This is a genomic window from Roseibium sp. (genome assembly GCF_965232425.1).
Classification (GTDB): Bacteria; Pseudomonadota; Alphaproteobacteria; order Rhizobiales; family Stappiaceae; genus Roseibium.
Window position 1 is genome coordinate 4,647,112 of record NZ_OZ246971.1, and the last position, 15,005, is coordinate 4,662,116.

At 61.6% G+C, this 15,005-nt stretch carries 10 protein-coding genes; 6 read left to right on the top strand and 4 right to left on the bottom strand.

All coding sequences use genetic code 11. The annotated features are described in order from the left end of the window. Window positions 1–38 precede the first annotated feature (38 nt). Genes ACO08A_RS21135 through ACO08A_RS21150 form a run of 4 tightly spaced genes read left to right on the top strand, consistent with a single transcriptional unit; the run spans window position 39 to window position 4,642 of the window. Window positions 39–1,187: an ABC transporter permease gene (locus ACO08A_RS21135; RefSeq protein WP_422037891.1), complete on the top strand. Its 1,149-nt coding sequence runs from the start codon at window positions 39–41 to the stop codon at window positions 1,185–1,187. A gap of 8 nt (window positions 1,188–1,195) precedes the next feature. Next, entirely contained in the window at window positions 1,196–2,005 is an 810-nt protein-coding gene (locus ACO08A_RS21140) for an ABC transporter ATP-binding protein (protein WP_421983839.1), read from the top strand. Window positions 2,006–2,015: 10 nt separating this feature from the next. Beyond that, the gene (locus ACO08A_RS21145; RefSeq protein ID WP_422037892.1) at window positions 2,016–4,010 is read left to right on the top strand and encodes an MlaD family protein; all 1,995 of its coding nucleotides are present in this window, start codon (window positions 2,016–2,018) and stop codon (window positions 4,008–4,010) included. 29 nt (window positions 4,011–4,039) lie between these two features. Beyond that, entirely contained in the window at window positions 4,040–4,642 is a 603-nt protein-coding gene (locus tag ACO08A_RS21150; RefSeq protein ID WP_422037893.1) for an ABC-type transport auxiliary lipoprotein family protein, read from the top strand. 11 nt (window positions 4,643–4,653) lie between these two features. Here ACO08A_RS21150 and ACO08A_RS21155 read toward each other — a convergent pair whose 3' ends face one another. Genes ACO08A_RS21155 through ACO08A_RS21165 form a run of 3 tightly spaced genes read right to left on the bottom strand, consistent with a single transcriptional unit; the run spans window position 4,654 to window position 7,505 of the window. After that, the gene (locus ACO08A_RS21155; RefSeq protein ID WP_422037894.1) at window positions 4,654–5,961 is read right to left on the bottom strand and encodes a TRAP transporter large permease; all 1,308 of its coding nucleotides are present in this window, start codon (window positions 5,959–5,961) and stop codon (window positions 4,654–4,656) included. 3 nt (window positions 5,962–5,964) lie between these two features. Continuing rightward, window positions 5,965–6,477 carry a TRAP transporter small permease gene (locus ACO08A_RS21160; RefSeq protein WP_422037895.1) on the bottom strand — a complete coding sequence of 171 codons (513 nt, stop codon included), beginning with the start codon at window positions 6,475–6,477 and terminating at the stop codon, window positions 5,965–5,967. Continuing rightward, window positions 6,477–7,505, bottom strand: coding sequence for a TRAP transporter substrate-binding protein (locus tag ACO08A_RS21165; protein WP_422037896.1), 1,029 nt, complete (start codon window positions 7,503–7,505; stop codon window positions 6,477–6,479). The genes ACO08A_RS21160 and ACO08A_RS21165 overlap by 1 nt, the downstream gene beginning before the upstream one ends. Window positions 7,506–7,644: 139 nt before the next feature. Between ACO08A_RS21165 and ACO08A_RS21170 the strand changes: the two genes are divergently transcribed. Together ACO08A_RS21170 and ACO08A_RS21175 are read left to right on the top strand one after the other, a co-directional pair. After that, window positions 7,645–8,160, top strand: a complete 516-nt coding sequence (locus ACO08A_RS21170; protein WP_422037897.1) for a MarR family winged helix-turn-helix transcriptional regulator — start codon at window positions 7,645–7,647, stop codon at window positions 8,158–8,160. 15 nt (window positions 8,161–8,175) lie between these two features. Further along, window positions 8,176–8,514, top strand: a complete 339-nt coding sequence (locus ACO08A_RS21175) for a hypothetical protein (RefSeq protein ID WP_422037898.1) — start codon at window positions 8,176–8,178, stop codon at window positions 8,512–8,514. On the opposite strand, the gene ACO08A_RS21180 is transcribed toward ACO08A_RS21175, so the two are convergent. Next, on the bottom strand, window positions 8,511–14,759 hold the full coding sequence (locus tag ACO08A_RS21180; RefSeq protein ID WP_422037899.1) for an antitoxin: 6,249 nt from the start codon (window positions 14,757–14,759) through the stop codon (window positions 8,511–8,513). The two genes, ACO08A_RS21175 and ACO08A_RS21180, sit on opposite strands and share 4 nt — an antisense overlap. Between the last annotated feature and the right edge of the window lie 246 nt (window positions 14,760–15,005).

The window sequence follows — 15,005 nt, forward strand, 5'->3', positions numbered from 1 at the left end:
GGGATATCGAACTAGCGGCAAGAGGGCAGCCATCCAGAATGGCATTCTTGGAAAAAAAGATTGATCCGGAGATGAAACTGGAGGCCGACGGTCCCGAGCACCAGTTTCTGGCTCTCTCCGGCGACTGGACCGTGAGCACGATCGGCGATGCGGAATCCGGGCTGAAGCAGCTCGACGTTGCCAAGGATCGGCTGACCTGTATCGACGTTTCCAAGATCGAGCATCTCGATACCAGCGGCGCATGGCTCATCCACCGGACGCGCGGCCGTCTTGAATTCGAGGGGCGGAAGGTCGGTCTCACGGGTGTGACGCCCGTCCGTCAGCAGCTCTTCGACGAGATCGAACGGCATCACCCGCCGAGCTACAAGCCGGACCGCAGCGGCTTCACCATCGTCGGGTTCCTCGAGGCGACGGGTCGCACGATGGTCGAGGCTTACAAAGACGGCCTGGCGATGATGCACATCCTCGGGTCGCTCGGGCTCGTCCTGACAACGGTGGTGATCAACCCTCGGCGCCTGCGCAGCATCTCCATCGCCGTCCAGTTCGACCGGAGCTGCATCGGTGCGGTGCCGATCGTTGCCCTGATGAGTTTTCTGATCGGTGCCATCATTTCCCAGCAGGGTGGCTTCTACCTCAAGCAATTCGGTGTCGATATCTACGTCGTCGACCTTGCGGGTATCCTCATTTTGCGCGAGATCGGGGTCATCCTGACGGCCATCATGGTGGCCGGACGGTCCGGGTCCGCCTTTACCGCCGAACTCGGGGCGATGCGAATGCAGGAGGAGGTGGATGCCCTTCATGTCATCGGTCTGAGCGTGACGGAAGTTCTTGTTCTGCCGCGCATTCTGGCGCTCATGATCGCCTTGCCGGTGCTGACATTCATCGCGGACATGTCGGCCCTGTTCGGTTCCGGCCTGGTCACCTGGGTCTATCTCGATATTCCGCCTGCCGCGTTTCTCACCCAGCTGCAGGTGGCGATCACGAACGAAACGCTCGCCGTGGGTCTGGTGAAGGCGCCCTTCATGGCGCTGATCGTCGGCCTGATCGCCTGTGTCGAGGGCCTGAAAGTGGGGGGATCTTCGGAATCTCTCGGCCGTCACACCACGCTGTCGGTCGTCAAGGCGATTTTCCTCGTGATCGTCGTTGACGGTTTCTTCGCCGTGTTTTTTGCCGCAATCGGGATTTGATCGACCGTATGACCATCACAGAGGCTGCACAGAACGGGAGCGAGACGGTATCGACCGGCGACGACGCGGATTTTGTCCTGTCCGTGCGCGATGTGACGGTGGGATTCGGGTCGAAGATCGTCTTGCAGAGCCTCGATCTCGATGTCCGGCGGGGCGAAGTCCTCGGGTTCGTCGGCGGCTCGGGCATGGGCAAGTCGGTCCTGATGCGGACGATACTCGGCCTCACGCCCAAGCGGTCCGGAACGATCTCGGTGTTCGGCCACGATCTCTCCACCGCCAGCGACAAGGAACGGAAGAACATCGAACGGCGCTGGGGTGTGTTGTTCCAGCAGGGCGCCCTGTTTTCCTCGCTGAGCGTGAAGCAGAACATTCAGGTGCCGATGCGCGAGCATCTCAAGCTGTCACCGCAGCTCATGGACGAGCTGGCCACCTTGAAACTGGAACTTGTCGGGCTGCCCCAGGATGCGGCGGACAAGTTGCCGTCGGAACTGTCCGGCGGCATGGTCAAACGGGCCAGTCTGGCACGTGCGCTTGCGCTCGACCCCGATTTGGTGTTTCTGGACGAGCCAACGTCCGGATTGGACCCGATCGGTGCGGCGGCATTCGACACGCTGATTCAAAACCTGAGTTCAACTCTCGGATTGACCGTCTACATGGTCACGCATGATCTCGACAGCCTGCATTCGATTTGCGATCGCATCGCAGTTCTTGGGAATAAACGGGTTCTGGCTATCGGAACACTTGAAGATATGATGAAAAATGATGATCCCTGGATTAAGGAATATTTCAGGGGTCAACGGGCGCTGCGCCGAGTATAGGTTGGACTGAATGGAAACCCGCGCGAGCTACATACTGATCGGTTCCTTCATGGTTGCCGTCCTGGCGGCTGCGTTCGGGTTTGTGTACTGGAAGGCCGCGACGGCCGAATCCCGCCAGAACGTCGAACTCAAGATCATTTATCCGGGGCCGGTCACGGGCCTGCCCGTCGGCGGCCAGGTGCTGTTCAACGGGATCAAGGTCGGCGACGTCAAAAGCCTCGATTTTGCGCCGGACGATCCCACAAAGGTGGTCGCGACTGTCGGTATCAAGCCTTCCACGCCGATCCGTGAAGACACCAAGGCGACGCTGAACTTCACCGGTCTGACCGGCATTGCCTATGTCGATCTGTCCGGCGGAACGTCGTCCTCGCCCCTGCTTCTCGGCAAGGATGACGGCAAGGTGCCCGTTCTCTACGCCGAAAGATCCTTCTTCGACGATATTGTCGACGGCGCGCGCGACGTGCTTAAGCGCGCCGACACGACCATGAAGACGATCGAGGAAGTCCTTGTCGAGAACAAGCCGCTGATCAACGACACCATCAAGAATGTCGAGACGTTTTCCGCAGCCCTTGCCGCCAATTCGGACGGCGTGAAGGACTTCATGGCAAGCATCGGCCAGGCGTCCGAGGCGTTTTCCAGCCTGTCCGGGCGGCTGGAGAAGCTCGTGGATCAGGGCGAGCGCCTCCTGGCGGCTGTACCGTCAGACAAAGTGACTGCGATCGTCGATGACCTGACCACGTTTTCCAACAGTCTCGGCAAGGCAAGCAAGGACATCGATCTCCTGATGTCCGATGCGCAAAGCGCAGCCAAGGAACTGGACACGTTCACCAAGAAGCTCAACGAAGGCCTCGACAACGTTCAGAAGATCGTTCAGGCGGTCAAGCCCGAGGATGTCGAGAAGGTCATGACAGGCGCCGCCGCGCTGGGCGGGGTGCTTGAAACCAAGAGCGAGGATATCGGTAAGCTGATCACCTCAACCACCACGACCATGCAGAACATCGACAAGATCGTCGCTGTCGTTCAGGAGCGCGAAGGCGCCATCTCGGAGATCCTGGAAGGCGGCCGGGACGTCGTCGTGAAGGTCGATGCCATCATGTCGCGCGGTGTCGAGATTGCCGCCGCCATCGACCCGCTGCAGATCGAACAGGTGGTCCAGTCCGTCAGTTCGTTCACGACGGGCATAAATGCGTCTCTCGTGCGCGTGGACGAGGTGCTTGCCAGTGTTGACCCCGAGACGGTCGAAAGCGCCGTGGATGGTGTTGCCAGCGTCATCGAAAACATCAACAACCAGCAAAGCCAGATCAACGAGATCATCGCTTCGACCAAGTCGACGATCCAGAATTTCGAGGCCGTTTCCGCGACCGTGCGCGATCAGGACGATCGGATCGCGGCTCTGATCACCGACGTCCAGGCTGCTGCCGAACGGTTTGCCGAAACCCTTCAGACCGCCGATGGCCTGCTGAAGGCGGTGGATCCGGAAAAGGTCGCCAATATTGTCGGGTCCGTGGAAACGACGGCGTCGGAGCTCGCCAGCCAGGACAACGGCATCCCGGCCATCCTTCAGAGCGCTCAGAAAGCGGCCGACAATGTTCAGGAGATGACCGCGAACCTGGCCAAGCGCACGCCGGATGTGGACCAGATCATCACCGATGCAAAACAGATGACGGCGACCCTGAACGCGACCTCCGTACGGGTTGAGAGCCTTGTGGAGAAAGTGTCGACGATGGTCGACGGCGACGGCGAAGGGCTGATCAAGGAAGCAACGCAGGCCGCGGAGGCGATCCGCAAGGTGGCGGTCGCGTTTGAAAGCCGGGCCGATTCAATCGCCGGCGGGCTTTCCAAATTCGCAACACAGGGCTCGTCCGACTTCACGGCGGCACTGGCGCAGCTCAACCGGACGCTGGTGTCGATCCAGCGCGCGGCGGAGAGTTTCGAGCGCAGCCCGAACCGGGTGATCTTCGGCGGCGAGGATGTTCCGACCTATTCCGGCGGACGGCGCCGATGAACGGGAAAAGCAACAAGGGCAAAGGGTGCATGACAAAGGCAACAGCCAAACTGACCCGTCGGGGGGTGCTGGGCGTCATGGGCCTTGGCGCGCTCGCCGGTGGCTGCGCGAGCACGGCTCCTTCAGCGTTCTACAGCCTGACGTCAGCGGATGTGGACAGCCTGCGTGGTCGGTCCAGCCGGGTGCAGGTGCTTGTCGCACCGCCACGTGCGCTGAAAGCGCTGGATACCAGCTATATCGCCGTCGTCGATGATGGGCCCATCTACAGCTACTACCCGAAGTCGGCCTGGGCGGACACGCTGCCCAACGTGGTTCAGAGCAAGCTCCAGGAGACGCTTCAGAACACCGGCCGCCTACGCGGTGTCGGCCTGCCCGGTGACGGCCTCTTGATCGACTATCAGCTGCAGACCGAGATCCGGGCGTTCGAGCTTCAGGTCTCCGGCAACCGCGGCGTGGTTGAAATCTCCGCCCGCGTGGTCAACGACCGGAACGGGCGCACGGTTGCCACCAAGGTCTTCCGCGCCGAAACGCCGGCTGGCAGCTCGTCCGTGGACAAGGCGGTGGAAGCGATGAACCGCTCAGCCGACCGAGTCTTTGCCGAAATGGCCGCCTGGACGCTCCGCAACGTCTGATCCGTTTCAGATCAAATCAGCATCAGGGACAGCGCCGGTACCGCAATCAACAGCGCGAGCCGGACGATATCGGCTGCCCAGAAGGGCAGGACCCCGGCGAAAATCGTCCGGAGCGGCACGTCCGTGAGGACGGAACGCAGGACAAAGACATTGAGACCGATGGGCGGCGAGATCAGGCTGATTTCGGTGACCACAACGACGACGATGCCGAACCAGATCAGCACCATGTCCGGATCGCTGAGGATGCCGGTTCCGAAATCCAGCGACGTGACCAGCGGGAAGAACACGGGCACTGTCAGAAGGATCATGGACAGGCTTTCCAGCACTGCGCCGAGCACGATGTAGATCAGCACCAGGACAAGCATGACCACATAGGCGTTGACGTCGAGCGACTGGACGAATGTCAGAAGCGCATCCGGGACGCCGGCGTAGCTGATGAAGTTGGAAAAGACTTCCGCGCCGATGATGATCGCGAAGATCATCGCGGTTGTGCGCGCACAGTTGAGCCCGGCGGTGAAGAGCTTTTCAAAGGTCAGGCCACCTGACAGGAACGCAATGATCAGCGCGGTCGCCGCCCCGATGGCCGCTGCCTCGGTGGGCGTGAAGAAGCCGCCATAGATGCCCACCATGATGACGGCGAAGAGGCCGAGTACCGCCAGCACGCCCCAGACATCCTTGCGTTCCAGCGCGATATCGTCATGTTCGGAGGGGGCGAGGGCAGGCTTGAAAAGAACGGTGACGTAGACGGCGGCGAGATAGAAGACCACGCCGAGCAGCCCGGGGATGATCCCGGCGATGAAGAGCTTGCCGATATCGGCCTCCGTCAGGAGGCCGTAGATGATCAGGATGACGCTCGGCGGGATGAGAATGCCGAGCGTGCCACCGGCGGCGATGGAGCCGGTCGCCAGGCTGTCGGCATAGCCCGCCCTGCGCATTGAGGGCATGGCCACCTTGGACATGGTCGCTGCAGTTGCGAGCGAGGAGCCACAGACGGCGGAAAAGCCGCCGCAGGCAACGATCGAGGCCATGGCGAGGCCGCCGCGCATGCGGTGCAGCAGGCTGTGCGCGGTGCTGAACAGCGACTGGCTGACGCCCGAGATGGTCAGAAGGTTGCCCATCAGGATGAACAGGGGGATCACGGAGAGCGTGTAGGAGAGGCCCGTGTCGAAGGCTGCATTGCCGAGCAGGTTCAGCGCCGCGTTCCAGTTTCGAAGGGCGGCGAACCCCAGAGTGCCGACAATCACCATGGCAACGGCGATGGGCACGCGCAACAGAACGAGGCCGAAAAGGGCAACGAATCCAATCAGTGCTTCAATCACGTATCAGGCCTTTTCGCGCAAACGGCTGAGTGTCCAGAAAACGGCGACGACAGCGGAAACCGCAAAGGAGGCGGTGCCGAGCCAGCCGATCAGGTAGAGCGGTACTTCCAGGGAATCGGTCACCTGGCCGCGGCGCTGCAGTTTTTCTGCGTGTTCGAACAACTCCCTGGCGATGATCAGGAAGACGGCGACGGTCGCCACGCCTGCGCAGAGTGCGCCCAGATACTTGAAGACCCGGCTCTTGAGCCCGTCCAGAAGCTCCACCTCGATATGTTCGCCTGCCGCAGTCGTGAGCGGCAGGGCGAGAAAGATCAGCGAGGCCAGCAGCAATTGCGTCAACTCGTAGGCGCCGTTGACCGGGCTGTTGAAGAGATACCTCGCAACGACGTCCACGCAGGTCAGCCCGATCATGGCCGCCAGCACCAGGAGACAGGCAAGACCGAGCAGGAAGGTGGCACCACGCCGGAAGCCGCTGGTCCGGCGTGATGCGCCCTTATCGGGATCAGTCGGCGTCATCAGTTGCTGATACCGGTCTGGCTACGGAACTCGGACAGGGCTGCTGCCCCGTCGAAGCCGGTTTCCTTGACTGCGTCCGCCCAGGCGGCTTCGTGCGCGGCCGCAAGTTCCCGGATCTTGCCGAGGACAGGCGCGGGTGCTTCGTAGACTTCAACCGACTTGTCGGCAATGAACGCGTTTCCGCGCGCATCTGCGCCGTCCCAGACACTGCCGGCAAGCTCCGCAAGCGCGGCTCCAGATACTTTCTCGATTGCCGCCTTGTCCTCGTCGGACAGGCCGTCCCAGATATCCTCGTTCATCACCATGAACCAGGAGGTGTTGTAGATGCCGCCGGGGACGCTCATCGAGGAGGTGATGTAGTCCGTCAGCTTGAAGGCCTGGAGCGCCTCTATCGGGAACGTAACGCCGTCAATCACGCCCCGGGAGAGCTTTTCGTAGACCTCGCCCGGTCCCATGAATTGTGTCGTGATCCCGAGATCCTGAGACAAATCAGCGATGTAGCCGCCCGGCGTGCGGATCTTCAGACCCGAGAAATCCTCCGGCGTTTCAATCCTGCGCTGGTTGTTGTGAAACATGCCGGGGCCGTGGATCCAGAGACCGAGGAGTTTCGTGCCCTGGTGCTCGGCCTGGGCGTCGAGCTGTCCGCCATAGACATCCCAATAGGCCTTGGATCCGTCCGTTGCCGTGTCGGCCATGAAGGAAAACTGGCCGATGCGCGAGCGCAGGAAGCGATCGTCGCGGGTGAAGGAATGCAGGCCATAGGTGATGTCGGCAACACCGTCCGCTGCCAGATCGTAATGCGCGGGCGGTGGCCCGAGCGGTTTCGGCAGGATGCGCACGGTGACACGTCCTTCCGTCGCCTCCGCGACCTGCTCTGCCCAGGGCTCCATGACACCCGTCACGATCGGGTGCTTCGGCGGCAGCCAGGACGAGAGAACCAGTTCGTCGGCCACGGCGCTTGAAAAAGCGCCCGACAGGGCGGTCGCCGTCAGGCCGGCCAGAATAGAGAGACACTTGATCGATTTCATGGTTTTCCTCCCACTTGCCTGCCGAGATCCGATCACTCCCCGATCGGGATACAACCCGGCATTCGATGCTCGAAAATAGTTGCAAATGAAACTAAGTCAATCCTAAAATGGGGAACCCGAGACTTGCGGCCGAGACATCATGACCAGACCCGACAACAGCAACGCCAAGAAACCGATGGAAAGCCGGGAGGGTGAGAGCGGCCCCGCTTTCGAGCTGCAGAGGTTTTTTCCCTATCAGGTGAGGGTATTCTACAGCGATGTCACCAATGCCCTGTCCGCCGTTTATCAGCGCGACTACGGCATGATGCCGGCCGAGTGGCGCACCATGGCAATCCTGGGAGCAGCGGGAACCGGTCTTCAGGCAACGGATATCGTGTCGCGCTCAAGCATGGACAAGGTCGTTGTCAGCCGTGCCGTCAAGCGGATGGAAGAGCGCGGATACCTGAAACGCTCCACGCATTCTGAAGACGGAAGAAGTTTTCTTTTGGAGCTCAGCGCCGAAGGCCGTGCAGTTTATGAAGACCTGGGGCCGAAGCTGCTTGCCGTCGAACGCAGGATGCTAAACGGACTGAGCGAAGACGACATATACGGTTTCCTGGCGATCGCACAGCGCATCCGGGACAACCTGTCGGAGGACGCGGAGGCGCAGGATTAGGGTACGGACTCGCAAATGAAGCTGATTTGGCGGCAGAAATGGAAAAATCTCGCAAGGAAGCGTGCGCAGAGCGGGCTCTATGCCCGGTCAGGCGCGGTGACGCTGCGAGATGAAGCCATTCTGCCGTCCTTCGGATTTGGCCGTCTTGGCCATCTGCATCGTCGCGAAAGGCTTGAAAATGAACCACATTTCCTGCGCTTTCGCTCCTCGCAGTTGGTCAAAACGATCCAAACCAAATTAACTTCATTTGTGAGTCCGTACCCTAGGCCCGGCCTTTGCGGTTGCCTGCGGGCAGTTAAAGCAAAAAAGGCGGCTCGTGGCCGCCTTTTTCATGAGTTGTCCGTCCAGATCTAGTCGAGACGGCCGCTTGCATGTGCCAGCATCGTGTAGACCTTACCGGTATCCGAGGTGAGGTAGGTCTGACCCAGCATGTTGTCCCGATCATTGCGCGAGACCTGGGCCAGCAACTGTTCGAAATCAGACACGTACCTTTCGACCGCGGTCCGGAATTCCGGGTCACGCGCATATTTCTGACGGATCTCGTCAAAGGTCTGCTGACCCTGGAGCGTGTACAGCCGGCGGGTGAACACGTTGCGTTCGCCGTTCCGGTACCGGTTCCACAGATCGATGAAGGTCTCATGGTCAATCGCGCGGGCGATGTCGACCGAAAGCGAGTTGAGACTTTCGACGGTCTGCAACGGTGTGCGCGCCATGCTCGTGTCGGCGCTCGCATCCTCGTCACGCGATGCCCGGCGCAGAAGATCGGCGACCCAGCCCTTGCCTGCGGGGTTGCCACCCTGGTTCTGTGCCGGCGGCTGACGCCGCAACTCCGCAGGACGCGGCTGCTGTGCAGGACGCTGGTCTGCTTCGGGTGCCTGCCGCTGGGGTGCCAGCGGTTCGGGCGCGAAGTTCTGAGGGGCGGGGGCAGGCTGCGGAGCCGGTGCACTTGCGGCAGCGGCCTGGGCCTGCGGACGTGAGACATCAAGCGAGTTGGACTGCTTGGCCACGATCTCCGACAGCTCCGTGAGCGCACGGATCTGCTCGTTCACGACCTTGCGCAGGGCCGCGGAGGACTCCTCGGCTTCGTCCGGAAGGTTGAGAACGCCCTGTTTCAGTTCGTTACGCGTCGCCTCCAGTTCGTGGTGCACCTCGCGGGCGACATCGCGCATCCGTGCCGCGGCATCGTTGAAGCGGTCCGAAGCGTCGCTGACCGTCTTGGTCATTTCGGAGATGATGTCATCCTGCGCCGAACGGATGGCATCGCGGGCCTTCTGGCCTTCCATGCCCGCCGTGAGGCGCATCGACTCGAACTGTTCGGCGACCTGCTTGGAGGCGGCCTCTGCGGCAGCTCCGAGCATGTTTGCAGCTTCGCGTGCCTTGTCGTCGGCCGATTCGAGCGTGTCGGACAGATTCTGCGAGAACGACCGCATCAGGGTGTCGACTGCTTCCGTCTTGGCCAGAAGCGTATCGGCAACTTCCTCGATCGCCGTGCGGCGTTCGGAGACCCGGCCCTCCACCGACTTGTTGGTGTCTTCCAGATGACGCGCAGCACGTGTCAGTTCTTCCGACTGGTCGCCGAACCGGTGGGTCAGGTTCTGGATGTCTGCGAGCGTTATCTGGGTGACATCGCGCAGGTTGGACACCTGCTCGTTGATGAGCGACGTGGTCTGGTTGGTCTCCTGGACGGCGCGGTCGACAGCGGACCGGAACTCACCGGCCCGGCGGGCAAGATTGCCTTCCACTTCTGTGAGGTTTTCACCCGCCGTCGTGACGATGCCCTGAAGGTTGGTGTTGGATTCCTCGACCTTGTTGAGGATCTCGGTAACATCGGCTTCCAGCCGCTGTTTCGTGTCGCTTAGGAGTGACGAGGCCCGTTCGCTGCGTTCATTGATGCTCGCAATGATCCGGTCTCCCGCTTCGACGAGCGTCCGGGTCGCATCAAGGCCGGTATGGGCAAATGTCTCCGTGACGTCGCGGCCCTTGACCGTGATGGCATCGAGAATGGCACCATGTACCTCCGAAAGACGCCCGGTCAGGTCGTTGGCGCGGGCCTCGATGGCATTGATCAGGTCGTTGCCGTCGGTTCCGACGATACGCGCCAGTTCGCCGCTGCGTTCGCCAAAGGCCTCGTTCAGAGACGTCGCCTTTTCCATCAGTTCGTTGGCGACATCGTTGCCGCGGCCGACAAGCAGCTCGGCGGCTTCCGAAACCGCGCTGTTGACGCGCGCGCGGACCATGCCGGCTTCGCTCGACATCTGTCCACGGATGTCTTCCAGCGTTTTGGTGAGCGTCGCGCGGGCCTGTTCGCTTTCGGCCGACAGGTTTCCGGAGATCTCCGCTATCACCTTGGCAAGATCGCCGCGGATCTTCTCGCTTTCGCCCGAGAGCGACCCGGTGAACTCTGCAAGCGTTCCGGCATAGAGCGTCCGTGCCTTCTCGCTTTCGGCGGCCATGGCACGTGCCGCGTCGGCCACTGCGGACAGGACCAGTTCGCGGATCTTGGTGCTTTCGCCGGACATCGCCCCGGTTGCCTGGTGCATCGCATTGCTGACCACGTCGGCTGCCTTCTGGCTTTCGCCTTCCAGGACGCCACGGGCTTCACCCACGGAGCCAAGTACGATCTGGCGCATGCGGTCGCTTTCGCCGGCGAGCTTCTCGGTTGCCTGGTTGAGAGCGGTGTCGACGACTTCCACGGTTTTCGTGCGCTCATCGGAGAGCGATGCCGCTGCGGCCGCAACGGCCTCCTGCACGGTGTCGCGAAGACGCGTGCTTTCTGAGGAGAGCGTGGCCCCGGCTTCGGAAATCACGGCCGTCAGAATGTCGCGTGCGCGCTCGCTCTCACCGGTGAGGGTGCCGGAGATGCTCTCCAGGCGATCGTTGAGAATGGTTTCAAGCTGGTTCGCGCGGCTGTCCAGGGTTTCGGCGACCTCGAAGACCTTTGCGCCAAGCGACACATTGATTTCGGCAATACGCTCCGACAGCGACTCGGTGAGCTGCTCGCTCTGCTTTCCGAGCACGTCCCCGGCCTCGGAAAGGCGGGTGTCGAGCGCGGTGGTCATCTCGTCCTGACCGTCGACGAACGCCTTGGCGATCTCCTTGGTCCGTGAAATGAGCGTTTCGGAAATCTGGCGCGCACGCGCATCGAGGGTTTCATCGATGCGATCGGTACCGCTGGTCATGGAGGCGGAGAGAAGCTCGGCTTTCTCGGCCATGGAGGCAGCGGCGCCGTCGACGCGCTCCGAGAGCGTGTCGCCGATTTCCGTCGCACGTTCGGCGAGGGACTTGCCGGCGGTCTCGATGCGCTGGCCAAGTTGCAGCGTGATGGCATCCGAGCGATCTGCCAGAACGTCGGTGATGTTCCGGGTCTTCTCTTCCAGGGCGTCGCTGATACCCGTCGTGCGATTTTCGATCGCGTCAGACAGAATCTGGGTGCGTGCCTCAAGCGTTGCCTCGAAGGAGGCGGTCCTCTGGTCGAGGGTCAGATCAAGCGTGCTGATATGATTGCCGAGGGACGAATCCATCGCCGTGATCCGCTCGCTGATGGACCTGTCCATGGTGGACAGGCGGTTTTCAAGCGCTGCGTCCATGGTCGTCACGCGGGCGCCGAGCGAGGCATCCATCGTGTTGAAGCGGCTCTCGAGAGTCGTGTCCATGAAGGAGATTTTTTCTCCAAGGGACATATCCATGGAGGCAAAACGCTGCTCAAGCGACCCATCGAGCGTGCTGATGCGGTCGGTAAGTGTCGCGTCCATCGACGAGAAGCGGTGCTCAAGCGATGTGTCCATGGTGCTGATGCGGTTTGCAAGCGTTGCATCGATGGCGTTGTTGCGCTGCTCCAGGGACGCATCCATGGTGCTGATGCGATCGGTGAGGGTCGCATCCATCGACGTGAATTTCTGCCCAAGTGTCTCGTCCATCAACGAGAATTTCTGTTCGAGCGACGTGTCCATCGAGCTGATGCGGTTGGTGAGGGTCGCATCAATCGCGTTGTAGCGTTGTTCGAGTGAGCTATCCATGGTGGCGATACGTTCGCCGAGAGCGGAATCCAGGGACGCGATGCGCTCGCCGAGAGAGGCGTCGAGAGCCGTGCCGCGCTCACCGATCGATGCGTCGATCGCTGCGGCGCGTTCGGTAAGGCTGGTGTCGATTGCCGCAAGCCGGTTCCCAAGCGTGGCATCGATCGAGGCAGCGTGATTGCCAAGAGACGTGTCGAGTGTCGTCGTGCGTTCGGTGAGCACGGCCTCGACAGCCGCCAGCCGGTCGGTCAGCGACGTGTCGATCGCGGCTGCATGGTTGCTCAGGGAAGCTTCGAGAGTTGCGGCGTGACCGCCGACGGCAGCATCGAGCGTTGCGGCATGGCCGCCGACGACCGAGTCGATCGCCGCGATCCGGTTGCCAAGGGAGGCGTCCATCGTATCGATGCGCGACGCAAATGTGGCATCAAGCGTGGACAGGCGGGAGTCCATGGCTTCCGAAAGAAGCAGGGTTTTCGTACCGAAGGCTTCGATCAGCTGACCGCCGCGCTCGCCGACAATTTCCTCGAGCTCGGACAGACGTGTGGAAAGACCTTCGTTCAGGGCACCGCCACGCAGTTCCAGCGTTTCGGCAATCTGACCGCTGACCTGGTTGATATCGTTGGCCACCCGGTCGCCGCGTGTGCCGATGAGCTCGGCAAGCTGAGTGCCGGTTTCGGCGAGCGTCTGGGTGAGGGTACCGGTTTGCTCTCCGAGCCCGGCCGCGAACTGGCTGGAGACGCTTTCCAGCGTGTCCCTGAAGCCGACGGTCTGCTGTTCCAGCATCGTCGCCATTTCGTTGCTGCGGGCCGTGAGGCGTTCGTCCAGCTCCGTTCCGTTGATGGAGATCGCCGTATAGATTCGCTCCGAGATGCTGTCCAGCTTCTCGGCAAGTTCGCCGCCGCGGACAGAGATTGTCTGCGTGAGGGAGCCGGCGGTCTCGTCGAGTTTCGCCGCGATTTCGCCGCCGCGAAGGGACAGGTCAACCACGATGCTCTCGCCGGTTCCGCGAAGGATTTCAGCAACTTCCGTTGAACGGCCCGACAGGGTCTCGACAATCTCGGCGCCGCGGATCGAAATCGTGTCGGTCACGGCCTGACCGCGTTCCGAGATGCTTTCGACAACGCGCGTGCCGGTTTCAGCCAGCGACTCGTCGAGATTCGTGACACGTGTGTCGACCGTGGACACGAGTTCTTCGGTTCTGGAGGTGATCGTATCGATCAACCGGCCCGAGGTGAGGGACAGGTTGGCATTGATCTCTTCGCCGCGCTGGGTGATGACGTCGCCCACCGTGACGCCGGTGTTTTCCAGCGTCATGCGGAATTCGTCGGCCTTGCTGCTGAGCGTCGCGACAACGGAGGTGCTGGAAGAGGCCAGCGTTTCGTTGATCTCGGTTCCACGCGCGGTCAGCGTCTCGACAAAGGCATTGGCGGTTTCGGCAAACTGCTCGTTCACCTGGTTGCCGCGCGCCGACAGGGTCTCCCACATTGTCGCGCCGGTTTCCGACAGGTTGTCGACCAGTTCGTGGCCCGTCAGCGACAGGCGGGAGACGTAATCTTCCGCGCGCACCGTCAGGTTGTCGACCAGTTCGTTGCCGGAGGCGTTGAGTGTCGCACCGAGGGACTCGATGCGGCTGTCGACGGTCGAAGTCAGTTCTTCAACGCGGCTGTTGACTGCGTCGATCATGCGCTGTGACGCCTGGTCGACGGTCTCGCCAAGCTCGTTGGACGTTCCGGAGAGCTGCGAGGAGAATTTCTCGTGTGCGCCGGCAATCGTTTCGCGCACGCGCTCGGCATTGATGACGATCGACTCGCGCTGGCTGACGAGCTCCTCGATCAGCGCACGGATCTTGAGTTCGTTGTCGTTGTAGGAACGCTCGAGCGACGAAACTTCATTGTGAACAAGCACTTCGAGTTCGCTCGCGCGTGCGATCGCGCGCTCGATACCGTCGCCCATCGCGGCGACTTCGCGCCGGATCGCTTGACCGACGCTCAGGATCGACTCCTTGGCCATGTCTTCGGGTTCGGCAAGACGGAGGGCGACTTCGGTCATGCCGCGCGCGACGATGCGCATTTCCTGCGCGCGCCAGATCATCATGGCCATGACAAAGAAGAAGATGATCGGAACAAGAATTCCGACGGCGGCGAGGATGATTTCAGGCGAGGAAAGCAGGGCCTGCGCGTCGAGCGTGGAGACCTGTTCGGAGAACGTGGAGAAGAAAAGGCTGCCGCCAAGAGCCGCCCAGACGGCGCTCAGGGCCAGTGCGCCCCAGAACGGCGCAGAGGAGGGACGGCGTTGCAGGGCGTAGATCAGGTTGCCGATGCTCCGGCGATCGTCATTGGCAGCCGGCGGACGTCCGCCGCGGCCACGCCGGCGCGGTGCGCGTTGTTCTTCGCGAGCAGGTTCGCTCGAGGCGGGCGGTTTGGGCTGTTTTTCGGGTTCCGTTTCCGCTGCCGCGCTTGCTTCCGGGGCCGCGTCATCAAAATTGAAAGTCGCGTCCGGGCCGCCGAAATCGAGCTTCAGGGCTTCTTCAACTGCTGACAGGGCCGCTTCCGCAGGATCCTTGGCCTTTGTCGGATTTGCCATTTATGGTCGCCTCACGTCCGTACTCATTACACGCCGGGAATACTCGCTAGCCGCGCGCTGCGGCTGTTCCCAAGTCTATCTGATGCGTCATTCCGCGTCTGCCATTGGACACACGACATCGCGGAACTGCTTTTTTGCGAGGGGGGCCGCCGCTGACCAACCGCCATTATTTCACCAGACGGTCTGCTCCCCATCTTGCCGCATCACCAACTGTAATGGCACAATCTCTCCTAACGAACAAGAAAC